The organism is Chryseobacterium vrystaatense (genome assembly GCF_000737765.1).
Classification (GTDB): Bacteria; Bacteroidota; Bacteroidia; order Flavobacteriales; family Weeksellaceae; genus Chryseobacterium; species Chryseobacterium vrystaatense.
In genome coordinates, this window is the sequence record NZ_JPRI01000008.1 from 1 (window position 1) to 26,191 (window position 26,191).

Sequence of the window (26,191 nt, forward strand, 5' to 3'; positions counted from 1 at the left end):
TTTATGCATCCGCTTCATCCGCGACAGAGTCGCCTTCTTTGCTTTCCTTAAAACTGGAACATTCTGGAAGTAAAAACTTTGCGTTTAATAATAAATGCTTTGGTATCTGTAATAGAAGAATTTCATAGACGCAAAGGTTTATGTAAGCCATGCATAATTTAGGAAGTAAAGACAGAATCAATCATAGATTGATTCGATTAAGCGTGTGTTTTATTGACGGATTTATGATTTTTTTGAAAAACGGATTTGTCTGGGAACCCGACGAATTTAGCCAGAATTCTGACACTTGGTAATCTGTCAAAACTTCCGTTTCATTTTCACCTATCATTGCATTTTAAAAACAATAATCTTAACGCAAAATTTTAAACTTATGAGAAAAACCGTCTTTTTAATCCCGCTTCTTTCCCTTACGCTCCTTTTCACATCCTGTGGACAGGAAGATACAAAGATAGAAGTAGGTAAAGAATTCAAAATAGATCAAAATCCTATTACGATCGTCAAGCTGGAGGAAGCAAAAGTCTTGCATTCAGCTAAGGAACAAATGATGAAAATAGCACCAAAAGGAAAAAAATATATCTATCTGGAGGTAAAAAATCCAAAAAATGACATGATTTTTCTCAAAGCTTTTAATAAAGAGAATGAGTTAAAATCAGAAGACGATCTTCACTATTACAGCCATGATATAGATGCAGGATTCAACGATGCCTATTATCTGGTAGATGAAAACACGGCTATCGATAAAATTGTGATTACAACACCTTCTGAAACGCAATATGTCGTTCTGAAACCGGGCATAACAAAAAGTAAAATCGTTATTCCTGAAGAGGTACAGCATATCGTGGATTCTTATTCTCCGGAAAAGGAAATTGGATTATTACAGGGTTTTGCACCTTATGTGGCTAATGGAAAAAATGTTTTAGACATTGCCAAACAGCAAGGTGAGTATCCGATCAACCGTTTGAGCACTAAGGCAGAACTTACTTATTTTACGGAAGATGGAAAAAAATATATTTTCACGATTACAGATATTCTGAAACTGCAGTCTAAAGTAACCACATATTGGGAAGGTGGGAAAATAACAGACATAGAAGTAGCAGACCGGTAATTTGTGAAAATTATAAAAGGGAACGTGTAGCAGGGGGGATTCTGATTACACTGGATTCCTTTCACGAAACAGGCATCGTAACAATGCTCAAAGCGTGTAAAAACAACACAAATGAAGGGATTTAATGTTCGAGTCTCAATCAGTATGTCCGGGTATTCGCACATGCTGATTGTTTTTAAGAATAGAAAAAAAACAGAACACATTACTTAAAAACCCATATCGTCCTCTGCTGAAGAAGATACTCTTTGTTTATTTTTTGAGGGGAGGATTATTTATAAAACCATGAAAACTAAATCATATCTGTCTCTCTTATGAGCAACAATAGGCTTTAACAGAGCAGGAACTCATCAAAAAAAATAAAATTATGAAATACATTCTTATTTTCGGGGCAATCATTGTTTTTCTTGTCATCTATACCGTGTTTTCCGGCAGAAACAGATTGAAAAATGCTCCTGAAAGACTGAGCAAAGCAAAAAAACTTTATGCAGGCGGAGATTCAAATGCCGCTTTAAAAGAATTGGGAGAAGCTTTTGTGCTTCCATTTGGAGATAAAATTACACCTGAGTATAAAATCCATTTATTAGGCGTTTTAGATCTTTTGAAAGAGATTTTAAACAGTATGAATATTTCAAGCGATCAATTGATTTCTAAATTATATACCCGATTGAGCCAGGCGACAACAACTATTGAGCTTGAAGAGCATTTGTCTAAACCCGTTCAGGACTTTTTTGAACATACGGAATCAGATGAAAAATTAGTGGTCTTTCTGACAAAAGCAGCAATGTCGGGTGAAATTGGGGTTGTGAATACAGATAAAGATTCTGGACCAGTCAGAAATGATAAAACCAATGATTTTGTCAACCGCGCAGGGAAGTTTTTGATGAAAGGGGACAGCGCCAATGCCATTGCGGTATACGAGGAAGCACTCACCCAAAGTTGGGAACAGCACGATGAAGCCTTTCTGTATGATCAATTGGCATCATGTCACTTAATGAATAATGATCTAACAGCAGCCGAAACCCATTACAGAAAAAGCATTAGTTTGGAAGCTTATTTTGCCAATGTCTGGAACTATTGCGACTTTTTGGTGTATCATAAGCGAAAAGCAGATGCCGAAGTACATTTGCCTCAGCTTGCCAGATTAATTAAGACAAACTCGGATCAAAAAGAGTACGACAGTTTATTCAAAAAATGGCATAATTTAGCTTAAATAATTTTGGGCCATTCCATAAAAAAAAGCCTTTCAGTTCTGCTGAAAGGCTTTTTTATGCGGAGATATATTACTTAAAGATTTGCTGATCATAAAGAAGATTATCGTCTTCATCAAAACTTATGATCAGTACTTTGTATTGTTTTGCGCTGTCATTATTAAAAAATTTAATTCTTGGCGGAACATAGTCGCTGTCAAATAAATTTGGATTCCAGTAAAGGGTTTCTCTCGTATCATTTTCAATTTTTACCGCAGAATCATCATCTAGCATTTCAATAAGAAATTCGGAAGGCTTATCATATCCTTTTACGACAGATGAGTTGTTCTTTTGCATTTCTTTGTTGTTGTTTTTAGACTTCATATTCCCTTTCATCGTATAGATGGCTATGGCATTACCGACCAATCCTCCTTCTTTAATCACTTTTACCATGGCAATCGTGCTTACAGGAACATTGGCAATCATGGCAGCATCGGTAGGGCTTTCATCCAGATACAGCTTAGCCTGCTGGCCGCGGATGGAGGGTACATTGATGCCAGAACTGTTTCTTTGAAACGTTAAACCGGCAGCTTTTCCCTGCAGCCAGTCCAATATATTATTGGATCCGTTGGTATGCTGGTCTTCATTGACGAAATCAAACACGGTAGAATTCACAGAACTAAACATTCCGCTGGATAGTTGGCTGTCCAATTCTTCTTTCGGATCTTTCTTTTTTCCTGTTACTTTTACTTCTTCAATCTGTACATCAACATTCTCTGTTTTTTTAATGTTTTTCTGAGTATTGATCGCTCTGGAAATCGCTGGAGATACGGCTTTCTTGTCACCGGCTTTTACCAATTGATATTTTGTACCCGGGAAATTACCAGTAAATGAGGTGGGATTGACCAGCGGTTCTATGGTGACGAATAAATTATCAGTACTTGATTCTGTGCTTTTTTCTGAATTTACAAATAACGAAACATCCAACGGTTCATTATAGTTAAGGTTATTTAAATAAGCATATCCGTTTTGATCCGTTTGAAATTGGTTGATGACAGGCTCACTATTACCCAGCTTCAATATTAAATTTACCGTGCTGTTGATCACCAGGGCATTGTTCTTAATAGGTTTTATTTTGTAGGAAAGATATTGCTGAGGTTTAGTTTTGATGGTGGGTACGGATCCGCCAAGTAACGAATTCCAGTCAAATCTCTGCCAGTTTTCAGAAATAAGAAGTGCATCCAATGCTTCTGTATTGGCGTTTTTAGAAAAATATTGCGCCGGACTGTCTATTTTTGATGTAAAATCTCCCGTTAACCAAAGTGCACTCAGAAGATTTTCTTCTTCCGGATTTTGGGTTCCACTGTCATCACTTACCAAAACAGTATAATTTTTAAAATAGGATTCCGGAGAAAGATCAATGCTGTTGAAAGATCTTGGAGTCAGTTTGATATTCTGACCTATAATTTCTGCTTTCTCAATTTTTAATTGATCGGGTTTTATAAAGCAAAGTCTTTTGGCAACCAGATTGTCGTCCTCGTCAAAAACGGCTAATTGCAGAATGCAGTTGGATCCATTGCTGATTTTGGTAGGAATAAGACTTGAAGCCTCGTTGGTTAAATTCTTAATATTGGCTTTGTAGGCAAGGTGGTTGCTGATCGTTCCTACAATTTTATAATTTTGAAGCTGTTGTTTTAAGTTCACGCCTCTTAAGGTGTATTTAATTCCTTCTTTGGAACTGTAAACTTCTAAATTGAGACCGCTGTCTGCAGCTGCGGGAAGATCTATGGTTTTACTTTTTCCCGCATTATCCTGGATGATAACCTGGTATTTTTTTCCTGAAGCAGGTGTTATTTTAAAAGAGGCTACATTTCTGTCAAAAGATTTAAATGTGGTAATAGGTACATTGGGATTTTGCGTATCTACTACTTTTCCGGTCCAGTTTTCCGGAAGGGAAGTTGTGCTTGATAGTCTTACGGCAAATTTCGAAGGCATACCGTTAATGAAAGTTCCGCCTTCAGGAGATGCTTTTGCAGACCAGTCAGAACTTTTGGAAATCACCAGTGATTCTGTAGAGTTGGGATTGTAAACAGGAAGAGCTTTCACCACCTGAAAATCTTCGTTAAAATTGGTCATGTAAGGAGTATAAGCTCTCACAAAGTAAACCTGTTCAGAGAGATCCTCTTTCAGTTGAAAGTCTCCGCTGCCTTCACCATTGGTGAGGAGTATCGTTTTCCAGTCTATTAATTTTTTATCAGAATTATACAACTCAACGAATAAAGTAGTAGATACTGCAGAACGGTTGTATCCATCAAATACAAAACTTTTAAACCAGATTTTGTCACCGGCTGCATATTGTGATTTATCGGTAAGTAAGTATACTTTTTCCTGCTTATAATTATTCTCAAGACTGGTAATTGCTTTTTCTAATTTAGTTTGTGCCAGTACAGGTTGTACCATTGAAATAAGCAATACAAAGAATATATTTTTCATAGAAATCTTAGCGCATTTTAATTCGGTGCTAATGTAATCATTTAAAAGACTTGGAGAATGGATATTTAGGTTCTTATTTCATAAAAAAGAGCAAAGAAATAACAATACATCAAAGGGCTTTACAAAAAAATGTTAAGCCCCATGATTTTGTACGATCAATATTGATCATTTAAATTTGAAAAGGCACTGTACCCGCCATTTTACCAAACAGCTGTTATGTTTTTTTTATTTGTTATTTTACATTGATATCATCATACAATTGATCAACTGCTTTTTCTAAAATTTCTCCTGTTTCATTAAAGCTCGTGTTGGTCAATATGGATATTCCTATATTTTGTTTAGGATAGATCACCAACCAATTCTGCATTCCATATATTCCTCCGTGATGTCTATAAATTAATTCATTATCTTTTTCGATGATGTACCAATGATAGCCTTCCCAAAAATCAGAACCTTCTTTATACAGTTTTTTATGAGATTCGCTGACCACAAGATTCGACTTGTCAAGCTGCAGTTTCATATATTTCACTAAATCCGTAGTCGTTGAGTGCAATCCTGAAATTCCACCCCATAAAGTTCTGTTGAAGTTAGGCATTAACTCGTTTTTATCGTTATAGCCTTTTACCAATCTTGTCCTGTCATGATCATTGAGTGTAAACTTCGTTTGGTTCATTGTGTTGGGTTTCAAAACAAATTCAGTGACCAGTTCCTCAAAGGTTTTCTGATATACTTTTTCAAGTATATATGCTGTCAACTCTGGAGCCGTGTTGGAATAGGAATAGACTTCTCCGGGTTTCGTTTCAATTTTGATTAGTTTTAATCCTTCAAAAAAAGCCTCTTTATTTTCGCTTTTTATTGGAAAGTTGGGAAATCCACCGGTATGGGTGATGAGGTGTTGGACAGTTATAGGTTCACCTTTAAACTCTAAATTGGGATAAGGTTCGTTAAGATAGATTCTGATATCATCATCTAAATTTATTTTTTTATCAAGTACGGCTTTTGCGGCTACATAACCTGTAAAGGTTTTCGTGACAGAAGCTAATTCATAAAGGGTGGAATCGTTGGGTGTGTTTCCTTTTCCAATCGCTAATTCTCCAAAATGTTTTGTGGTGGATGCTCCATCTTTAAGAACTGCAATGGAAACCGAATGAAATCTTTTGTCCTTTAATAACTGAAGAGCATTTTTTGTAATCGCATGTTCAACATTTTGTTTACTGATTGGCTGAACACTTTTACACCCAGATAAGGCAAAAAATAAAATAGGGATTAAATATTTCATAGTTTTTAAGTTTTAATTTGACATTCATACTCTGATGCAAATATGCTGTGGAGAATCTTGAAAAAAGTCCATATAAAAAAGTCGGACTCATTTTAATGAATAAAATGAGTCCGATTATCTGCAGTCCAAAGTTCGATTATTTACAATTGATTAATTGTCAACTGTTTCTGAATACTGTTGGTGTTTGATTCGTATATTTTTTAAATGAAGTATGAAAAGAAGATTTTGAATTGAAACCTACTTCATATAAGATTTCCAAAACTGTTATGTCTTTTTTTGTAGAGTCTTTCAGAATCATCATTGCTTTTTTAATACGGTATTCATTCACAAAATCAAAAAAATGCTGATTGATGTGATGGTTGATTAAAACAGACAATTCACGAACGGGAATTCCCACCTGATGTGCCAGTTCCTGAATGGTCAGGGAAGGATTTAGAAAGGGTTCTTTTTCAACCATGAAATTTCTAAGCTGTTCGATCTGATTTTTTTTTGTTTCGTCGGTTTTATTTTCAGTTTCCAGAGTTTCAGCAAAATCTTTTGTCGGTTGTAAGGTAGAATCTATTCTGCGAAAAAGCTCAGGATAGTTGAGTGCCTTTAATATAAACCAACAGGCAGCCAATAAAAAGGAAGTTCCTGCCAGAATATGCAGCCAAATAAATAGATCGTTGTATGCAGTATATCGTATTATATTTTTAAAAATAATACATACATGGATGAATAAGAAAATAATTGTAAGCTGAAACAGCCATTTGTATAATAAGGTGTTCGGATTGGTGTAATTTTCAAGATAAATCTTCTTATATTTTTTGAGTATCATGAACACCCCAATGATATAAAAGAAAAACTGCAGTTCCCCAATGAGTTGATAAAAAAACATTTCAGGGGAGTGCCACATATGGTTAAAGAAGTATTCTTTAGCGGGACCTTCTGCAAGATAAAGTCTTGGAACTAAAATTAAATTGCCAACGATGAAAGGGATAAGATGCAGTAAATGCTTTTTCTTTAAGGTGAAATCAGAATAGCAAACGGAATTAACGTAAAGATAGAAAGGAGGCATTACTAATAAGTAAGCAGATATTTTGAAAGTTTTCAGATTGTAACTGTCAATAAAAAGGTGCATAAAAAGTCCGCTGATATCAATGGCATTAATGATAAGGAAAGCTGCAAATAATCTGTTTTCCAGTTTCCTTTCTGTTTTTACCGTTACTAAGAATACGGCAAGCAGGAGCGAGATAAAGACGGCAATCGCAGCAATGACTTCCAGAAAACTTAATTTATCCATTTAATCTTTTTGTAAAAATAGAATATATCTGATAAATAAAAGTGATTGTCAATAATCATTTTCCAGATATGATATCATAATACGAGACTATTTAGATGTTTTTTGCAGATCTTTAGCAGCAGTTATTTTACCTTTTTTGTTTCTTTGAAAACTGACTTTCACAGAAAACTTAATTGCTCCTGTAAATCTATCTTTCTCCACTTCTGCTAGTACAAAATCCAGCGCTACCGCATAATTGTATCGTGTGGTTATGATAACTTTCTAAAAACGTTTTGATTCCACAAAACAATTCGTTTGAGAGCGACGGAACCAGACCGGTCCAAATTAAAAAATGAATGATAAATATAAAAGTAGAGTAGGCAGATTTGGAGATGTACTGTTTCTTAAAATGTTTAACAATACATAAGGGGGCTGTAAATTAAAATGTCAGACAGAGATAATTAATCAATACTTGGTGATAAAAAATACAGATCGAAAGAATATTTTTATTATTTTTATAAAGTAAACTAATCCATGAAAATATATGAAAATTATTCACGCATAAATATTTATTTTAATATAATATACTAAAAATTCCTCTTTTTATTTTAATTATATAATAAGCTATGCCCTGTGGCAGGCCTATGTTTTCATGGGCATAATGCCGATGTATAATTAAAAATTGATAAGCATAGAATTCATTTATATAAAAACTAAAACCAAATTATTCCTATGGAAACACTACACAAACACACGCATGGCTGTACCCACTGCTCTTGCAACAATCCTGTTTTGGAAATCCTTAAAGAAGAACTTTTCAGTGCAGAGAATCTAACGAAAATAAACCCCGGTTCCGGAAAAGCAACCCACGAAAAACCACAAAATCTGATGATCAGTGGGGGAATTATCCGCCCTATGATTGGAGGCTCAACAGAAACTATTGAATCCATTGGAGTAGCCAATGGAAATGTAGTGATAACTGGCAATAAGGGGGATGTAAAAGACTATATGGACAAGAACTATCCGGGATATCAAAAAAGGGAGTTAACCGAAACTCAAACGCTGCTTCCCGGCCTGATCGAGCCTCATGTTCATATGATTCCTACGGCAATGATGCAGGGCTGGCTGGATGTGAGCCCTTTTGAAGGACAGGATTTGCTGGCTGTATATGATTTGACTTCTGTGGGATCAATCATCAACGAACATGTTCCTAAAATTCCGGGATTTGTTATTTTGGGAAGAGGACTGGATCCGTCATTAATGCCTTTTGAGGAAAAAAATGGCAAAAAAGAGTTGATAACAATTGATAATACAGTACTTGACAGTATTAATAATAAGAAACCAATGATGCTGTTAAGTGCTTCTATGCATACGCTTTATCTTAACACCGAGGCATTAAAGCATGTGTTTGATCATAGCAGTGAGATCAAAGAGCAATATGGCAGCGTTGATAAGTATATCAGTGAGACCAGAGGTCAGTTACAGGAAGGTTTGCAAATGACACCTGCCTTGAAGGTCGTAAAGCTGCAGATCATTGCTATGAGCATACAGATTAACAGTTATCTTACCCAACTTTTTAAACTGGCGAATTCAAGAGGAGTTACTTTTATGTATGATGCCGGACTGAACAAAGGATCAGAAATGCTTTTAACCAAATATTTCGAGACCCATACTGAGTGGGTGAGGACAGGCGGGGCCTATCTTTGTTCCAGCCAGGAAGATGTTGATCAGCTGGATCACTATAAAGAACCCGATCACTATAAACCGGTATACTGTGGACATATCAAAGTGGTTTCAGACGGTTCGAACCAAGGCTTGACCGGGTATCAGAGTGTTCCATACCTGTGCGATCCTGCAAATAATACTGGGGTTTTTAATTTTCCACAGGCAGGTATTCCGGCACAAACCATTCCTCCAAGTTATAATACATTAATCAATACGGTGGTAGCCGGCAAAGGCTGGCCGCTAATGGTTCATGCCAATGGCGACCAGGCGGTAACATTTGCAATCAATGCTTATCAGCGTACGCTTGCTCAGTATAGAGGCCCCGAACTTCGTAATCGTATTGAGCACTGCTCACTGCTGACGGCAGATCATATAACTAATATGCTGCAGATGGGGGTGTCACCAAGTTTCCTTATCGGACACGTAGGCTACTGGGGATACGCTTTTAAAGAAGTGATATTCGGTGAAAAGGCTCAAATGCTGGATCTTTGCGGTTCAACGCTTGCTGCCGGTATGAGAATTACACTTCACAGCGACAATGAGGTAAGCCCGTTGGGACCTTTGCGAATGATGGAACAGTCCATTACCAGAATAATGGAAAAAAATCCAAAAGATATTGAAGTTTTAAACAGCGCCGAACGTATTACCCCCGAGCAGGCATTGATTGCGGTTACTTATGATGCGGCATGGCAGTGCTATGCAGATCAATGGGTAGGTTCATTGAATACAGGGCACTTTGCTGATTTTGTTATATTGGAACAGGACCCTCTTTCATTAAATACTCCATCCTTACAATACATGAAAATGCGAAACATTCCGGTATTGGAAACATGGGTAGGGGGTATATGTGTTTATGTGGGAGACAAAAATGGAAAAGCAGTGTCTGAAAAAGATACCATCTTCTCAAATAACTTATAATGGATTCCGAATTTAGTTTCACATAATTCAGCAGGAATAAAACGCTTTCTGCTAAAGTTGAAAGCATGATGCAGTAAAAAGCGGCAAATATCGTAGATATTTGCCGCTTTTGTACGTAAGACAGGATAGTCTTCAATTACTTTATAGGTAATTGACCATAAAGCTCAGTTGAATACTCTTACATTATTTTTAATTTTTTATAGACTTCATCACGATAGCTTAATCCTATGGGAATGTTCTTTTTATTGGTCAGCGATATCACATGCTGTTCTACATAATTAATTTTGTTGAGGTTGATAAAAAAAGATTTATGTACCCGGCAAATATAATTGAGGTGTTTTAGGGTCTCATCAATGGTCGTCAATGTCCCATGAACCATCACATTGCTGCTTTCTGTGTACAAACAAACGTAATTGCGCATACCTTCAATATAGATCAATTCGGAAGCATTGATTTTTACCAGCCGTTTATCGCTTTTTACATAAAAACTCTCATCCTCTTTTCCATTCATCATCGAATTGGACTGTTGATTTTTTCCTAAATTTTGACTTGCTTTTTGGACGCTTTTAGAAAAACGATCAAGAGAAATAGGTTTTAATAAGTAATCTATAGCATTTTGGTTAAATGCTTCCAAAGCGTATTGATGGTATGCGGTAGTATATATAATGGCAGGAGGATGATTAAAAATAGAAACAAAATCAGTTCCACTGATCTCTGGCATTTTGATGTCCAAAAAAATCAAATCAATGTCTTTATTTTTATTTAAAAAACTGATCAACTCAAACACGTTATTGCAAATACCTTCCAGCTGCAAAATTTCAAATTTTGAAATATGATGAACCAAAACTTCCTGAGCCAGTTTTTCATCATCTACTATTAAGCATTTTATTTTCATCATTTTTTATAATTTTATTTCGAGATCTACACAGAAATCAGCTTTACCTTTTTTAATTTTAAATACATGTCTTGACGGATACAGCAATGAAAGGCGTTTTTGTATGTTTTCGATCCCTATTCCTCCAAAATCCTTTGTTGCAGTTTCCTTAAAGCTATTGGTACATTTAAATGTAAGGTTGTTGTCATCACAATGTAAAGTAATATCGATATATGAGACGCCAATCGTAGAATCAGTACCGTGTTTAAAGGCATTTTCTATTAAAGGTAATAGGAGCATTGGTGCAATTTTCGCCGACTCTGTTATTTCAGTATGGTGAAAAGAGATCTGCGCATTTGAAGGCATTCTCAGCCGTTCAATATCAATGTATGTATTCAAAATATGGATCTCATTCGCGATAGAAATTTCCTGAGATTGAGATTCATATAACGAGTATCGCAGGATATCGGAAAGTTTTAAGATAATGTCAGGTGTTTCTTTTGACATTTTGAGGGACAGGGCATACAAGCTATTTAATACATTAAAAAGAAAATGAGGACTGATCTGAGATTTTAAGAGGCTGAGCTCAGCAATCCTTTGTTGTGCTTGGATCTGTTCATTTCTTTTGGCCTTTAATACATATTCTTGTAGTGAATACCCCATTGCCATAACAAATAGTATAATAATGATTCCCGGAAATACATCAAAGTAGGATTGATATTTTTCCAATAATCCGGGAGCTGAAGATGTAGCGGCTAATGATGTGAAATCGGTTAATTCGTCCGTATTGAACCGGTTATAAAGCCACTGTAAATAATAACCTGTCACCAGAACTGAAACAAAAAAAGCGGTGATTACTGAGATTAAATACGGGAGTAATTTTTTTGTTCGCCGAAGGTTGGGGAGAAGCCGGAAATTATTGATCCAGGCAGGTACAAAAAGTAATATGTTATATAATAAAATAAAGACGAAAGGCAGATTTTTATCATTATTATTTGCACTGGAAAATAAAATAAATCCGACAAAAAGTATATTGAGCAGTACTCTTAGAATCGTGTATACTTTTGGTGACTTCATATGTTGTAATAAAAACCATAAAGTTAAATGTTTTCTGAATGGACCTGTCGTATTTTACACCAATATGCATTATTTCAGGACAAAAATAATGAAAGGACCTATTGATTTATATATCCGGGTTTTTGTGTGGTTGGTCAAAAAATCAAATAATGCCTCTACAAAGCTTACGTTATTTGCAGTATATAAAAAATTAATATTAAAAAATGAGAAAGATCTGCCTGCTATTTATCTTAAGTATTTTTAGTGTATTATCAGCTCAAAACCCTGATTTAAAAAGGTCAATTGACAGCCTGTTGATTAATTTCCAAAAAAATAATGCTTTTTCCGGTAGTGTTCTGCTTCAGAAAAATGGCGAAACCATTTATAAAGGCGACTTCAATAAGTTCGCAGAGGGTTCGGATCGGTATAGGATTGGGTCTGTTACAAAGGTTTTTACTGCAGTTGTTACTTTTCAGCTTATCGAAGAAGGTAAACTGTCGCTTGATTCCAAACTCAGCACCTATTTCCCAACCATAAAAAATGCCGGAATGATTACCATAGGAAGCATGCTGAATCATACCAGCGGAATCTACAATTATTTGGAGTGGGAAGATTATTACGACCAAAAAAGTAAGAATTACACAAGAGAGGATATGTTGAAGCTGGTGCAGGAGGGAAAACCTGATTTCAAACCGGGAAAGGAGAGCTCTTACAGCAACTCAAATTATTTGCTGCTGGGATACATCATAGAAGATATTACAGGGAAATCTTATGAAGAAAACATCAGAGCAAGAATCTTGGATAAAGTCGGGATGCACAATACCTATTGTGAAAAAGACCCGAGTCAATATGGTAAGAGAACTAAATCTTACAAGTTTGATGGCGAAAATTGGTCAAAGGAATCTGATACGCATCCAAGTTTCACCTTTGCAACCGGGAATATTGTTTCTACCACCGAAGATTTATCGAAATTAATGCAAGAACTTTTTACAGGGAACTTGATTTCAGAAAAGTCAGTTCAGCAAATGAAAAAGGCAGACCCTCAAATTGTCTTCGGATACGGATTGTTTAAAACGCCATTTTATAATAGAACAGGATATGGTCATACAGGGAGAATAGATGAATTCCACTCCGGTATAGCATATTTTCCCGAAGACAGTTTTAGTATTGCTGTTCTGGCAAACGGAACCAATGTAAAACTGAATGATCTTGTAATCGGTATTGTTTCCAGGTATTACCAAAAAAAATATAAAAGCCCGGACTTCACAACATATTCCAGTGAAACAGCCCCATCTACAGAAATATATAAGGGAATCTACAAAGCAAAATTGGCAGGCGTTATTACCGTTGGTACATTTCAAATAACTCAGGCAGGAAAAAATCACTTATTTATTGCAATGTATAATCATGAAAAAGAAGGTAAAGAAAGCAGAAAGGCCCTGCTTAAGAGAATCGGAGAAAATGAATTCTATTCTTTTGACAATGGCGCAGAACTCAAGTTTTTGCTAAACGAAAAAGGAAAAGTTGTTGGTATAAAACTTATTCAGGGGAAGCAGTCTATACATTGTAAGAAGGTGTAAATTTTACAAACGGGCAAGGTTTTGCGTATGATCAACAGCATAGTCTCATAATTAATAAGCTAAAAAGATTATATAACTTATAATCTGTTATTAATAAAAATGGCGCCGCTTTAAAACAAGTGGCACCATTTTGCTGTTAACATTTTAAGTAGTAAATGATAAAATATTTTAAGCTTTATACCATAGATAATATACTTTATATAAAGATCTGATTGGATACAATAAAGTATATTGTTGCCAATTTATTTGATCTCTACAGGAACTGAGATCTTGTCCCAGTCCATTGTGAATCCATTACTGTTTACTTTGTAAACCAAAGCCTCCTGGCTTGTCTGTAAAGCTTTTGTTTTGACATCAACACGTAAAGCATCTTTAGCTTGCTCGTATTTATAAGCGCCCCATTGTTTTGGCTCTTTGTTAAAAATCGCAGTCCAGGTTCCTGATTCCTTCGGGATTAAGAAAAAGCTGTATTTACCTGCAGGCAGAGATTTACCCTGAACGGTAATGTTTTTATCCGTTTCGAAAGTAGTTGCTTCATTGGCACCCGCACGCCAAACTTTATCATAAGCTTCCAAACCACCCCAGATGGTACGTCCTTTTACAGAAGGACTGCTATAGGCAATTGTAATGGTTGCATCTTTAATTTTCCCCGTAGCTGTAGCTGGAGGGCTGGCAGGTTTTTTAGTGTCCTGTGCAAAGGCATTCAGAGAGATTGTCATCGTCGCAACAAGGACGGCAGCAGATTTAATGATGGTTTTCATAATATTTTTGTTTATTTTGTTCGTTTACGAATTTACTGCTTTCGGCTTATAAAACACTAAACCGATTGCAGAAAATATAATGACTGCCGCTGCCCCGATGACGTTAAGCCAAAGGAAAGAAACGATATCAAAATTATAAACGGCAATAACCGTAATTTCTGATAAAATTGCAGAAATAAATACATTCGTGCCTGTGATTTTTTTATAGTAAAATGCCACAAGAAAAATTCCCAATATCGGACCGTAGAAAAGAGAGCCCAATACATTAACCGCCTCAATAAGCGAACCCATTTGAGTGGCAAACATGGCTACACCGATTGAGAATATACCCCATGCCAAAGTGTGCAGACGGCTGTACTTCAATTCGGTTGCATCATCAGGAATTTCTTTTCTGAATATCAAATGAACATCTTTTAACGAGCAGGCGGCAAGAGAATTCAGCGCTGCCGAAATTGACCCCCAGCTGGCCAGAAAAATTACGGCAAAGAGTAAACCGATCATCCCTACAGGCAGGGTGTTTTTTACGAAATACAGAAAAATATAATTCGTATCCGTTTTCTCTGCATTATAGTTCGAATTATTGATCGCTTCCTCTACCTTACCGTGAAGTGCTTTTACCTGGGTCTGCGTATTTTTAAAATCCTGAATTCTTTTTGTGAGTTGGGGAGAATGAGTTTCTTTCAGCTCTAAAATTTCTTTCGATTCTGCATTAAATTTTACCTGTAAATCCTGGTGCTCTTTTTCAAAAACCGCAGCCTGTTCAGGCTGGGTGTCCTTTAAATGCTGGTAAGAGCGTTCGTTAAAATAAATTGGAGCCGGTTTTAGAGAAAAGAATGCGAAAAGCAGAGCACCGATAAGAAGAATCGCAAACTGCATCGGAATTTTAACCAATCCGTTCAACAGCAAGCCCATTTTTGCATTGGTATTGTCTTTCGCAGTGATATACCTTCCGACCTGGCTCTGGTCTGTACCGAAGTAGGAGAGTGCCAGAAAAAAACCGCCAATTAATCCGCTCCAGATATTGTATTTATCTTTCCAGTCGAATTCTGTGGTGATTACATTGAGCTTTCCGGATTTCCCCGCAAGATAAAGCGCATCCTTAAAACCAATTCCATTCGGCATATTTTGAATAAGCAAATAACCTGCAAAAGCCATTGTTCCCAGAATAATGAGAAACTGTAATTTTTGGGTGTGAGCGATCGCTTTTGCTCCGCCAACGTAGGTATAAATCAACAGAATACCGCCTGTTAAAACATTGGTCAAATAAATATTCCAGTTTAAAACACTTGATAAGATGATACTTGGAGCATAAATGCTGATTCCTGTTGATAATCCTCTGGAAAAAAGAAAAAGCAGTGAAGTGAGCACCCTGGTTTTTTTATCAAAACGGTTTTCCAAATATTCATACGCAGTGTAAACATTCAAGCGCTGAAAAATCGGAATGAAGGTGATGCAGATCACAATCATCGCCAGGGGCAAACCAAAGTAATACTGAACGAAACGCATGCCGTCTGTATAAGCCTGGCCCGGTGCCGAAAGAAATGTAATGGCACTGGCCTGGGTAGCCATAATCCCTATAAGCACAATGTACCAGGGCATTTTATTATCTGCTTTAAGGTACGATTCGTTGCTTTTTTGGCCACGACCGATCAATACGCCGTAAACCACCACTGCAACAAGTGTGAAAATGAGAACTGTCCAGTCTATATTACTCATGCCCAGAATTTAGTAAACAAATAATAAAATCCGATCTGCAATACTAATGCGACCGCTAATAACACGTACCAGGTATTCCAATTTTTAAGTTGCTTGTTCATTAGTTTTTCTGTGCAGATAAAAAGTTAAAAAATAAACGTGCCGCACCAACATTTCCCGCAGGCAGCTGTCTGAAAAATGCCAACGGGGTATAAATAAAATTACCCTTCCCGTACCGGGCATATAAAGTTGATCCCTGCAGAGGCTGTTCGTCGGTATCGTGCATTTCAAAAAGTGGCTCGTACGCCGCATCCCAGTGATCGGGGAAGTAGGCGCCACGCTCCTGTACCCAATCATTAAAATCATCCTTTGTAATTTTGTTCGGAAAGTTCAGTAATTTATGATTGGGATTTAAAAATGTAACCGCAGCATTTTCTTCGGTAACCCGCTTGTTGGCAATGCTGAAATTGTACATTCCCAATTGGTCAACGGTTGTATCCTGGTTGGTGTTATACTGCATCACCAGATTACCTCCTGCTTTTACATAAGACCATAAAAAAGGCATCCAGCGATCCAGCTTTTTTACTGTGTTATTGGCACGAACACCCAATACGATGGCATCATACTGCAACAGCTTGTTCGGACCGCCTTTTCCACCGGATTCATCTAAGTTGCCATAAAAATCTTCATCTTTCAGGACATTTACCTGAATCCCTGCAATGCGTAGGAACTCAGGAATGAAATCGCCCGCACCTTCTATGTAACCCACTTTTTTAACCTTCGCCTGAATATCGCCTTTCATGACGGTTACCGTTGCGGGTGCAAAATATTGTAAGGAGGGTAAATGCGGGTACTGAATTAATACTTGTTTTTTATTATAAGTTACTCCATCTGCAACAAAATTTGCATCCAGTTGCAGACGAGATGAATGTATGGAGGAAAGCTTGGCTTTTGGAATAACGTAATCGATGGTCGTATTTTTCCCACTGAGAGAACTTATATCAGCACCGCCTAATCGCTCTCCGTTATACATCAGGTTGAGAACGCCTTTACTGTATTGTTTGCTGGAATTTACCTTAAAATTTAAGCTTAAATGTAAATCTTCATTTTCTCTGACCAAATAAAGGGGTTGCGTAAATTTCACTTCCAAAGCAGGAACAATGCGCAAGGCTTCGACCACATCACCACGTACCGGATCTAATTTCTTGAAAGATAGGGGAAGTTTAACCTGAAATTTCTCCGAACCGATTCTTAAACCAAGCAAAACATTCATTGGTGATTCTGCTTCAGGCAAACCGATTAATGTATCATTGGGAACAGAGAAAGTTGCTGCGTTCGTGGCTGGTTTTGCCAACCAGTAAGGCTCTGTGAGTGCTGCATCAGCAGGAATCTGAATATCATGCTGAATGGTAATTAAAGAATCTTTTGATAGGGTTCTGTTGAAACTTTCTGACTGACCTAACCATTTTACATGTTCCAAAACAACAGGATTTGCAGCTCTTGAAATCAAATTTAACCTGAAATTGTAGTGATCTCCGGCAACAGCTTCAGCCTGATTGGTAACGGCCTCACCCATAAACCCGGCACAGCTTAAAATGATATTGTCAAGCGATTTAATCTTATCCTTTTTCAGTTCACCATCTTGGAGTGCCATGATCTTTTTCCGCAGAGCAAGCAAAGCAGGCAGGCTATGATCTGGATCGTTGAAATTGAAGGCGGAAATAATTTTATCTAACGATTGGTCTATATCAGCGTTTCCTTTTCCGGACCACGTTTTAACTACTCCGTCAAAAAGCGTTGTTTTTGCGGGCTCACCGATAACGTGGGAAAAATATTCAGTTCTGATCCCGGCGACAGACTGTGTTCCTGCCCCCTGGCTTTTATGTAAACTTCTGCTTAATCCTGCCAGTTCACCATAGCCCATTCCCAATTGTGCATCATATTGCCCAACGGTAACTTTCAGTTGATTTTCGGCCGTGGTATTGACTGAACCAAAGCGGAAAGTGTTCCACAAAACACGTTTGGGCTGCCATACATTTACATATTTCAGTTGATCCGGGAAAGCATTTTTATCGCCTGCCAGCTTAAAAGCTTTTTCCGCAACCACGGCCGAAGCCGCATGTTGTCCGTGGCCTGCCGCAGCAGTAGGAGGGAACCTGCAAATGATTACATCAGGACGGAATTTACGGATGGCCCAAACTACATCAGCTGTAATGCTGTCTGCATCCCATTGTTTAAAAGTGTCGGTTGTATTTTTAGAGAACCCGAAATCAATCGCACGCGTAAAAAACTGTTGGGCACCATCTAACTTTCTTGCCTCTAAAAGCTCATGCGTTCTGATTAAACCCAATGCAGCCCCTTGCTCTGTGCCTAATAAATTCTGGCCGCCATCACCTCTCGTTAAAGACAAATACCCCGTTTCTACATTTTGATCGTTGATTAACCAGGAGAGTAGTCCTGTATTTTCATCATCGGGATGAGCTGCCAGGTACAAAACTTTAGGCAGTTGTTTAAGTGTTTTGAGTTCACGGTAAATTTCAGATGATTTTGATGGCCGGACCTGCTGGGCCGAACAAAAAACCGTATACAATCCAAGGATAAATACAGTGCTTACTTTTTTGAACATTTAATTTTACTTTGCAGGGCAAATATAAGTAAATCATCTTTCTTTCAACCTTAAAAGAACCGGACTGTGAATTTCACAAAAAAACTGTTTAAATTTTTATTAAGTCACAAAAGCTTTTTAAACACTTAAGCTATTTTAAGTGATTAACTTTGTGTATAAGAAGTACACCAAAGTTATATTGAAAATCAAAGATTTTCATCTAATGTGAACTTAATTGTACGGTATTTCATTACACGTTCTAAAGTGTACTAAAGTGTTCAGAAAATAAAACTTTTGTAGTTAAGTTTAAAGACACTTTATCTATGAGTCAGAGTTTCAGCTAAAATAGAAACTACTCATATTTTTCTAATTGTATTCCGCGTAAGATAAATGTAATTAAACATACAAAATGTTGCAACAGCCCCAAAAGTATGCCATAAAAAGTGTGTTCCGAAACTCAGCCATTCCCACTTATCAGCTATACGGAAAGTGAGTGCGAGAGCAAAAGACAATAAAGCAAAGCCTACCCATTTGCCTGCTTTCCATTGGGTATAGATTAAATAACTTACTACCGAAAAAAGCACAAACGAAGCCATGATTGCATAATTGATGTTGATAAAGAGGGAAGTATTATCTGCCAAAATCCAATTTCTCAAACCGAACATAAGCAATAGATACCCCAGAACCATGAAAACAGCATAGTACCATCGGGTGCTCTGAGCCACAAAATAAAATCCGGCAGACAAACAGAGCAGCATAATGGGCATCCAATCCATCATGATAAATACCGGCCACTGTCTGAATGAATGGTAAACAGTTCCTCCGACAGCGCCAATATATAACAAGAGTAAGCAGTAGGTTAGAAAGGGATATTCTTTAAAATTCCCCTTCATTTTAAGAGTCCAAAAAATGGCTATGGCTAAAAATAATAGGGCAGTTACTGCGTTGAATGGCTCAGGAAAAAACTGAGCCATATCTGTTTCTTTATACAGCATTCCTCCGTCCGGAGGTAGTTGGTTGATCGGCATTGTCTTTTTTTATATTATATTTTCCAGGCATGCTTTAGAGTGCAAAATACAAACACAAGCCTTTTGTCTAAACATTCGTAGACATATACTACTATTCTTCTTCTAAATATAGAAAAAATTATGGCATTATATATCTGAATGTGCCTGATTATACTTTATGAAAATGTTAATTCTGCTTCTGATACCAATACACCAGATTGATTATAATACATACAGTATTCAATAGATCATGTTTGAAATTATTTTTTGATGAAAAAGATAAACACAAAGTTCATTGATGATTCCGCTTTTTTGTAAGCAGACAAAGTGATGCGACTTTGTCGCTGATCAAGCGGTATGCTTATCCATACGCTTCGACGAATCAACGGAGTTGACTCTATCCTTTGCTCTCTTACAATCAACAGTTTCAAAAATGAAAACTTTGCGTCAGAAAAAATACACCATCATTATATTAAGCATCTATAGCAAAAACTCTCAACCTTTTCAGCCTTCTTATTCTGAATTCGTGTCAGCCATTTTCTTTTCTCTCCTTCTTTGAAGTATAAGGTGGGCGGCATCCAGCATTTTAACCGTATGAATGTAGGGCATCACGATATTTCTTTCCGGTAGATTTTCATAAACGCCCATTGAGAAATAGACGATTCCGGACATAAAATAATCATATTCTTTGAGGGTGTATTCCCTGAATGCTGTTTTGAAAACAAGCAGAGGATTCCGGTATTCCTTCTCCGAAAGCAGACCAAGAACCCACGGGGAAATCTTCTCCGGCTGGGTGTCAACAGCCCATTTTCTTTCCTTCAGCATGATGAGATATCCTGCCCGGATCAACGACCTCATCGACTGATAAAATTCAAAGGTAACCGCAGGATCTTCATTGATCCAGCTATTCTTTTTTACGGCATAATTCATAATCTTGCTGAGCCTTTCTTTCGAAGTATCCAGCTCATTGAACTGAAAGAAAGTCTCCATCAGCTGTAATCCTGATTGCTTTTTAAGCACCGCCCAACATGGGGGCTCAAAGTCTGTTCTGGTCTTTTTCATGTGTTTGTATTTTTGTAATAATTTCTGTTCATATTTTATCTTTCCGCAGGAATCAATTTTAAAAACACTTTAGCCCACTTAAGAAAGGTTAGCATCTTCCTGCATCAATAAGGACACTTCAGAAGAAAATCAAAGATTTTCATAAAACTTCGGTGTACCTGATATTCACAAAGCTGGAACCTTAAAATAACTAAAGTGTTTAAAAAACTTTTCTGCCTTTTAACTTCGTTGAATCTTCGGTTTTTGTTGTACATAAGATGCTTTAAACAAGCTTGGTTGTAAAAAGGGAGGAAGTTCAGCATGGGCAGAACTTCCCGCCCTACAAGACAAAATAAAAACTTATGATAGAATTTGTGTTTTTCAGAAAGCCCTAAGGCCGCAACGGATTGTACACTCCATTGTAACATGTCATGATACTTGATGTAGTAAAGCAGGCTTAGAAAAAGATGATTGTAGAACAGCTGGACAGCATGAAAATAAAAACGGCATGGGACTCTACAATATCCGAACAGAGGTACTGGTATACCGTGCATACAGATAAGAGAACCCACGCCTAGGTCGTGAGCTTCCTGCTTATCGTCTCGTATGCTAAAAATTACCAGTTTTCTGTTCGAGATTCTAAGCAATAGCTTCTAATATTCTTTGAAGTATCGCAAAGCTACTTTATTGTAGCTTATTAGACAAATATAATAATATTTTCAATATTGCGCACAGAAAACCGCATTATTTTTTTTCTCTTTCTCTTAATTTGTTTTTAATGGACGAAGAAAACGAGGTAAATATTGCCATCTGCCAATACATTTACACAAACTGGGTTTCAAAAGCAAAATCGCAGAGAGATTTTGCATCTAAATGTGATATTGAAGAAAGTACCGTTAGGAAAATTAAAAATATTGCCTTAGGAACAGTAAAGACCGAATACAATATGTCTATAAAAACACTAGCAAAAATTTGTCGAAAGAAAGAAATTACTTTAGAAGAGTTTTTTAGAGAAATAAACAAATAAAATCCTGACGAAAGTTGGGATTTTTTTTTGTGATGAAGCTTTGGAGAAATTACGTAAAAATACTGATTGAAAATTTTAAGAGGTTTTTTATTTTTGTTGTTTACGGGAAGCCGTAAGGTGGTATAAATTATCATTGATAAATTTGACTAAGTTACCAACAAAACATTAATATTATGGCACTTAAACCAGGACCTAAAAGAATAGCAGAATCAACTGGCAAACCAGATAAACGCCAACGCGATAATAAGGAGACACCAGGAAATACACCTTCTTTAAAACCACCTAAGAAACCGCAAGGTAAATAACTTTTTATTTCAAAAAAAACCTGACGAGAGTTGGGATTTTTTTATGACGAGTTTTCTAAATCTTTAAGAAATTCAGTGAAAATACTGATTGGAAATTTTGAGATGCTTTTTATTTTTGTTATTTACAGTAAGTTAAAAATCAAAATAATTATCGATACAATAAACTTCAATATGGAAAAAAAATTCAAAATAATACTTATAGGACTTTCAATATTTACACTTTTATTATTTTTAATAGATTCATATTTTGATACTTCCAATTTGGAAAAAAATCAAAATATAATCTTCGATTCTGATAAATTGCAACAGTACGTTCGGGGATTAGCACTTTCTTTATTAATACTTATTATTACAATAGCAATTATTGAAATTTATATTAGAAATCTTCAAGCAATTAAAATAAGAAAAGAAAGTGCTGAGCAATTAAATAAAGCTATAAAACTATTGCTATTATCATTAAATGCTTATCAAAAAAAATTATATTTTTTGCTATATGATGAGTCAAGAAAAGATATGATAAATTATTCTCCAAATTTTCCTTTTAAGTATCTAGCAAATATTTTTGATGTAAATAATGATTTAGGCACTACCATTGTAACTAAGCCTAGAATAAAGGATTATAATCATGCCTATAATCAATTTAAATCTGAAATCCGATCTGTTTATTTAAATAGCAATCTAACAACAGATAGTAATTTATACATTATTTTAGATGAATTGATTGACAATTTAGAAGAGAATGAAAATTTCGAAAGCCTAGTTGATTATTCTCAAAATACTAAACTTCAAGAATTTACTTTAAACATAATTCGTGAATCGCAAGTCAACATGGAACTAGCAGCTAGCAATGTGATGAATCCATATATATATCTATATAAATCCATTAATTCTATTTTAAATTTCAAGGAAAAATTGAAGGGGTTACAATCTAATTTTATTTCCTAAACTCATTAAGGTCTTCTTGAATTTGGATATTACTTTCCAAATAGATAATAATTAAATTGTTAAATAAATCCTTATAAGATTTTGGGGTTATTATTTTTATGGAAATCCGTAATGAGATTTTTTGCTCTTTTACTATTTTTATCTTTTATAAAATACTAAAACTATTTCCAATATTTAACCATGAAAATAACTAAAATTTCAGTCACCAATTTTCGTTTATTAGATGATATTTCAATAAATATAGAAGATGATATAACATTAATTGTTGGAAAAAATAACACAGGAAAAACTTCTCTTTTTGAAATCATTAACTTATTTCTAGGAGGAAAATATAAAATTTCCTTTCATGATTTTTCTCAAAATAGTTATGAAATTTTTGAAAATTGCTACAAAAAATTTAACGATGAATTACTTGTTGAAGTCGACGAAGTTGAACGAAATCGACTGGAAAAAGAAATTATCCTAAATATTCCCAGAATTACACTAGAAATAAAAATTGAGTATAATAAAAATGAAGATTCTCTAATAAATATAAGCGACTTTATATCTGACTTAGACGATTCAAAAACAGAAGCAACAATACTCTTCAAACATGAACCTAGTGATACAATTAATCTTTTTAAAACATTTCATAACAGAGTAAATCAAGACATAAGATTAATTGAATGGCTAAATGAAAATATTACTGGATATTATTCCACACGCCTTTTTGGAGGAGATAATTTAATAGAAGATAATGTTTTAAGTAGAATTTCAAAAGTTTTATATTTTGAAAGTATTCAAGCATCTAGAAAATTAGACGATGTTAAGACAGATAGAAATAGATCATTAGCAGTTGGTTTTTCAGATTATTATCAAAATGTTCATGGTGATCAGGATGCTGATGTTGAAGCGCTTAAAAGTACTTTAAAAAACGTATCTACTGAATTGGATGAAAAATATGAAAAAGTCCTTGAAAAAATTCTAGAAAAACTTAAATCATTCGGTGTCGACAAGGAAATAAATATTCCTGAAATAATACTGAAATCTAAATTTGACCCAGAGAACATCATAAAAAATAATATAAAATATTTTTACAAAAATGGTGATATTGAACTTCCTGAAAACTACAACGGATTAGGATATAGTAATCTAATTTTTTTGGTCTTAAAAATTGTTTCTTTTATCGAACATTTTAAGAAAAATAAAGCGAAGCATGAGACTGAAATCTTAACAATTCTTCTTGAGGAACCAGAGGCACATTTACATCCGCAGATGCAACAAGTATTTGTTGAACAAGTGAGAGAAACTATTGAAAAAACTTTATCAGAAGACAAAGTACAAGTGCAATTAATTATTAGTACTCATTCTTCTCATATGATTGCTGAGGCAGGTCTAAATGTGAAAAGAAGTTTTGAGAGAATCAGATATTTCAACAAATTTAAAAAAAACAATAAAAATATTGTCGAGGTTAAGGATTTTAATGACTTTAAGCATAGAGAAACCAATAAAGATACCTTTAGATTTTTGAAACAATATTTAAACTTAAACAAATGTGATTTATTTTTTGCAGATAAGGTAATTATGGTTGAAGGTATCACCGAAAAACTATTGATGCCTTTGTTTATAAAGAAAGTTGCTAAAGAACTGGAAAATGAATATGTTTCAATTATTGAAGTAGGTGGAGCTTATACTCATAAATTCAAAGAGTTTTTTAAATTCTTAAATACAAAAGTTCTTGTTATAACTGATATAGATTCTGTTGATTCTATCACTGGTAAATCCTGTCATGTATTAAAAGCTGATGCAAATACAAGTAATTCAACATTATCTATATGGCTTCCTAAGAAAACGAAAATTTCAGAGCTACTAGCATTAACTTATGAAGAAAAATTAGATGAATCAACAACTATTAGAGTAGCTTTCCAAATTGCTGAAGATAATGAAACTTTTGTTGCAAGAAGCCTGGAAAATGCAATTGTTAATTGCAATCAAGTATTTTTTAAAGGTAAATATTCTACTGAAGACGGTGTAGAGTTAAATGTGCATAAATCTTTTTCTTATCAAAAACTTAAAAATTTGGATGACTTAATTTATATGGATACGGAAAAAGATCAATCAGAAGTAGATCCATCTTCTAAACAAAAAACAGATTTCACTTTCGATTTGATGACTTTTGATGAAAATTTAACTAAGCTTGAATGGAAAGTCCCAAAATATATTAAAGAAGGCTTGGAATGGTTAGCAAAAAATGATCACATTGAAATTACAAAAATTGACTAGTATGGCAGCATTTGACGAAGTAAAAGAATGTATTGAGAAAAAATCAAGTTTTGTTGTTGAAGCTGGTGCTGGTTCAGGTAAAACATATTTATTAATCCAAACATTAAATCATTTAATTGATTTACAAGGTGATAATTTGAGATTAAATAATCAAAGTATTATCTGTATTACATATACTAATGTAGCAAAGAATGAAATTATCAAAAGAATTGAATTCAATGATTTGGTTAATGTCTATACGATTCACGAATTTTTATGGCAATCTATAAAACAATTCCAAAAACAACTTAAAATTGAATTATGTAAGCTCAACGAAATAAGATATCATAAAGATGTTGATAATGATAAAACGTCTAAGTATATTAAAAACTTAAAAGGCCGAATTAATAATATTGAAACAGTATTTTATAATGATTCCTCTTTCCGTGATTTTGAAAATGGAGAATTACATCATGATGATGTTATTGAATTGTCAAAAATGCTTTTTGAAAATTACTCTTTGTTAACATCAATCGTTGCACAAAAATATCCGTATATTTTTATAGACGAATACCAAGATACATCTTTAGATACAGTACAAACTTTAATAGACTTTTTATTAAAAAGAAATGAAAAATGGATTGTATTAGGTTTCTATGGGGATTCTCATCAAAAAATTTATGATACAGGTGTTGGAAATCTGGAAAACTATTACACAGAAGAAAATAAAACTTTAGTCTTAATTAAAAAGGAAGAAAATTATAGATCTTCAAAAGAAGTTGTAAAGTTGTTAAATAGCTTTAGAACAAATATTGAACAGAAGCCTCAAAAAGAAATACAAGGTTCAGTTAAATTTCTTTATTGGAAAAATCATCCTGAAAAAGGAGAAAAGCAAAAAGTTACTGAATTTGAAAATTCATTAAAAGGTCACAAAAATGATTTCTATGATAAAGTAGTAAATAAATTAATAGAGCAAGGTTGGGTTTTTAATGCAGAATCAGACAAGATTCTTGTTTTAGCAAATAGTCGTATAGCAGAAAGAGCAGGGTTTTCCAATCTTTATTAATTATTTTCCCAAAGATTTAC

Annotated in this window: 19 protein-coding genes; 9 read left to right on the forward strand and 10 right to left on the reverse strand. The window is 35.0% G+C overall.

All coding sequences use genetic code 11. The annotated features are described in order from the left end of the window. Nucleotides 1–370: 370 nt before the first annotated feature. Nucleotides 371–1,105: a hypothetical protein gene (locus tag IW16_RS18135; protein ID WP_034747715.1), complete on the forward strand. Its 735-nt coding sequence runs from the start codon at nt 371–373 to the stop codon at nt 1,103–1,105. Between the two features lie 364 nt (nt 1,106–1,469). After that, entirely contained in the window at nt 1,470–2,315 is an 846-nt protein-coding gene (locus tag IW16_RS18140; RefSeq protein ID WP_034747718.1) for a tetratricopeptide repeat protein, read from the forward strand. 70 nt (nt 2,316–2,385) lie between these two features. On the opposite strand, the gene IW16_RS18145 is transcribed toward IW16_RS18140, so the two are convergent. The 3 genes from IW16_RS18145 to IW16_RS18155 form a co-directional block, all read right to left on the reverse strand. Further along, on the reverse strand, nt 2,386–4,785 hold the full coding sequence (locus tag IW16_RS18145) for a hypothetical protein (protein ID WP_034747721.1): 2,400 nt from the start codon (nt 4,783–4,785) through the stop codon (nt 2,386–2,388). Between the two features lie 232 nt (nt 4,786–5,017). Beyond that, nucleotides 5,018–6,064: a serine hydrolase domain-containing protein gene (locus IW16_RS18150; protein ID WP_228376962.1), complete on the reverse strand. Its 1,047-nt coding sequence runs from the start codon at nt 6,062–6,064 to the stop codon at nt 5,018–5,020. Between the two features lie 157 nt (nt 6,065–6,221). Further along, a complete protein-coding gene (locus IW16_RS18155) occupies nt 6,222–7,346 on the reverse strand; it encodes a helix-turn-helix domain-containing protein (protein ID WP_034747732.1) in 1,125 nt (374 codons plus the stop codon). Between the two features lie 711 nt (nt 7,347–8,057). Between IW16_RS18155 and IW16_RS18160 the strand changes: the two genes are divergently transcribed. Next, a complete protein-coding gene (locus tag IW16_RS18160) occupies nt 8,058–9,968 on the forward strand; it encodes an amidohydrolase (protein WP_084694584.1) in 1,911 nt (636 codons plus the stop codon). A gap of 178 nt (nt 9,969–10,146) precedes the next feature. Here the strand turns inward: IW16_RS18160 and IW16_RS18165 are convergent, their stop codons facing one another. Both IW16_RS18165 and IW16_RS25810 read right to left on the reverse strand, forming a co-directional pair. Further along, nucleotides 10,147–10,866 (reverse strand): LytR/AlgR family response regulator transcription factor, encoded by a 720-nt coding sequence (locus tag IW16_RS18165; RefSeq protein WP_051890463.1) that lies wholly within the window; start codon nt 10,864–10,866, stop codon nt 10,147–10,149. 3 nt (nt 10,867–10,869) lie between these two features. Then, a complete protein-coding gene (locus IW16_RS25810) occupies nt 10,870–11,919 on the reverse strand; it encodes a sensor histidine kinase (RefSeq protein ID WP_051890465.1) in 1,050 nt (349 codons plus the stop codon). 203 nt (nt 11,920–12,122) lie between these two features. On the opposite strand from IW16_RS25810, the gene IW16_RS18175 reads away from it, so the two are divergent. Then, a complete protein-coding gene (locus IW16_RS18175; protein ID WP_034747735.1) occupies nt 12,123–13,478 on the forward strand; it encodes a serine hydrolase domain-containing protein in 1,356 nt (451 codons plus the stop codon). Nucleotides 13,479–13,720: 242 nt separating this feature from the next. Here IW16_RS18175 and IW16_RS18180 read toward each other — a convergent pair whose 3' ends face one another. From IW16_RS18180 to IW16_RS18200, 5 genes are all read right to left on the reverse strand, one after another. Continuing rightward, on the reverse strand, nt 13,721–14,239 hold the full coding sequence (locus IW16_RS18180) for a DUF2911 domain-containing protein (RefSeq protein WP_034747737.1): 519 nt from the start codon (nt 14,237–14,239) through the stop codon (nt 13,721–13,723). Nucleotides 14,240–14,263: 24 nt separating this feature from the next. Then, nucleotides 14,264–15,955 (reverse strand): sodium:solute symporter, encoded by a 1,692-nt coding sequence (locus IW16_RS18185; RefSeq protein WP_034747740.1) that lies wholly within the window; start codon nt 15,953–15,955, stop codon nt 14,264–14,266. A 100-nt stretch (nt 15,956–16,055) separates the two neighbouring features. Continuing rightward, the gene (locus IW16_RS18190) at nt 16,056–18,560 is read right to left on the reverse strand and encodes a PIG-L family deacetylase (RefSeq protein ID WP_034747741.1); all 2,505 of its coding nucleotides are present in this window, start codon (nt 18,558–18,560) and stop codon (nt 16,056–16,058) included. 335 nt (nt 18,561–18,895) lie between these two features. Further along, on the reverse strand, nt 18,896–19,567 hold the full coding sequence (locus tag IW16_RS18195) for a hypothetical protein (protein ID WP_034747744.1): 672 nt from the start codon (nt 19,565–19,567) through the stop codon (nt 18,896–18,898). A gap of 492 nt (nt 19,568–20,059) precedes the next feature. Then, a complete protein-coding gene (locus IW16_RS18200) occupies nt 20,060–20,608 on the reverse strand; it encodes a hypothetical protein (protein WP_034747746.1) in 549 nt (182 codons plus the stop codon). 757 nt (nt 20,609–21,365) lie between these two features. On the opposite strand from IW16_RS18200, the gene IW16_RS18210 reads away from it, so the two are divergent. From IW16_RS18210 to IW16_RS18225, 5 genes are all read left to right on the forward strand, one after another. Then, nucleotides 21,366–21,614, forward strand: coding sequence for a helix-turn-helix domain-containing protein (locus IW16_RS18210; protein WP_034747751.1), 249 nt, complete (start codon nt 21,366–21,368; stop codon nt 21,612–21,614). Nucleotides 21,615–21,787: 173 nt separating this feature from the next. Next, nucleotides 21,788–21,919 (forward strand): hypothetical protein, encoded by a 132-nt coding sequence (locus IW16_RS27105; RefSeq protein WP_262484371.1) that lies wholly within the window; start codon nt 21,788–21,790, stop codon nt 21,917–21,919. A 171-nt stretch (nt 21,920–22,090) separates the two neighbouring features. Further along, nucleotides 22,091–22,864 (forward strand): hypothetical protein, encoded by a 774-nt coding sequence (locus IW16_RS18215; RefSeq protein WP_131327933.1) that lies wholly within the window; start codon nt 22,091–22,093, stop codon nt 22,862–22,864. A gap of 180 nt (nt 22,865–23,044) precedes the next feature. Continuing rightward, nucleotides 23,045–25,126, forward strand: a complete 2,082-nt coding sequence (locus IW16_RS18220; RefSeq protein WP_034747756.1) for an ATP-dependent nuclease — start codon at nt 23,045–23,047, stop codon at nt 25,124–25,126. Between the two features lies 1 nt (nt 25,127). Continuing rightward, nucleotides 25,128–26,171 (forward strand): UvrD-helicase domain-containing protein, encoded by a 1,044-nt coding sequence (locus tag IW16_RS18225; RefSeq protein WP_034747758.1) that lies wholly within the window; start codon nt 25,128–25,130, stop codon nt 26,169–26,171. Nucleotides 26,172–26,191: the final 20 nt, after the last annotated feature.

What these genes read in the sequence shown, in the direction of transcription:
- IW16_RS18195 (WP_034747744.1), bottom strand. Translation starts at nt 19,567, where the DNA reads ATGCCGATCAACCAACTACCTCCGGACGGAGGAATGCTGTATAAAGAA.
- IW16_RS18140 (WP_034747718.1), top strand. Translation starts at nt 1,470, where the DNA reads ATGAAATACATTCTTATTTTCGGGGCAATCATTGTTTTTCTTGTCATC.
- IW16_RS18215 (WP_131327933.1), top strand. Translation starts at nt 22,091, where the DNA reads ATGGAAAAAAAATTCAAAATAATACTTATAGGACTTTCAATATTTACA.
- IW16_RS18150 (WP_228376962.1), bottom strand. Translation starts at nt 6,064, where the DNA reads ATGAAATATTTAATCCCTATTTTATTTTTTGCCTTATCTGGGTGTAAA.
- IW16_RS18135 (WP_034747715.1), top strand. Translation starts at nt 371, where the DNA reads ATGAGAAAAACCGTCTTTTTAATCCCGCTTCTTTCCCTTACGCTCCTT.
- IW16_RS18155 (WP_034747732.1), bottom strand. Translation starts at nt 7,346, where the DNA reads ATGGATAAATTAAGTTTTCTGGAAGTCATTGCTGCGATTGCCGTCTTT.
- IW16_RS18200 (WP_034747746.1), bottom strand. Translation starts at nt 20,608, where the DNA reads ATGAAAAAGACCAGAACAGACTTTGAGCCCCCATGTTGGGCGGTGCTT.
- IW16_RS18225 (WP_034747758.1), top strand. Translation starts at nt 25,128, where the DNA reads ATGGCAGCATTTGACGAAGTAAAAGAATGTATTGAGAAAAAATCAAGT.
- IW16_RS18190 (WP_034747741.1), bottom strand. Translation starts at nt 18,560, where the DNA reads ATGTTCAAAAAAGTAAGCACTGTATTTATCCTTGGATTGTATACGGTT.
- IW16_RS18145 (WP_034747721.1), bottom strand. Translation starts at nt 4,785, where the DNA reads ATGAAAAATATATTCTTTGTATTGCTTATTTCAATGGTACAACCTGTA.
- IW16_RS18185 (WP_034747740.1), bottom strand. Translation starts at nt 15,955, where the DNA reads ATGAGTAATATAGACTGGACAGTTCTCATTTTCACACTTGTTGCAGTG.
- IW16_RS18180 (WP_034747737.1), bottom strand. Translation starts at nt 14,239, where the DNA reads ATGAAAACCATCATTAAATCTGCTGCCGTCCTTGTTGCGACGATGACA.
- IW16_RS18220 (WP_034747756.1), top strand. Translation starts at nt 23,045, where the DNA reads ATGAAAATAACTAAAATTTCAGTCACCAATTTTCGTTTATTAGATGAT.
- IW16_RS27105 (WP_262484371.1), top strand. Translation starts at nt 21,788, where the DNA reads ATGGCACTTAAACCAGGACCTAAAAGAATAGCAGAATCAACTGGCAAA.
- IW16_RS18210 (WP_034747751.1), top strand. Translation starts at nt 21,366, where the DNA reads ATGGACGAAGAAAACGAGGTAAATATTGCCATCTGCCAATACATTTAC.
- IW16_RS18175 (WP_034747735.1), top strand. Translation starts at nt 12,123, where the DNA reads ATGAGAAAGATCTGCCTGCTATTTATCTTAAGTATTTTTAGTGTATTA.
- IW16_RS25810 (WP_051890465.1), bottom strand. Translation starts at nt 11,919, where the DNA reads ATGAAGTCACCAAAAGTATACACGATTCTAAGAGTACTGCTCAATATA.
- IW16_RS18165 (WP_051890463.1), bottom strand. Translation starts at nt 10,866, where the DNA reads ATGATGAAAATAAAATGCTTAATAGTAGATGATGAAAAACTGGCTCAG.
- IW16_RS18160 (WP_084694584.1), top strand. Translation starts at nt 8,058, where the DNA reads ATGGAAACACTACACAAACACACGCATGGCTGTACCCACTGCTCTTGC.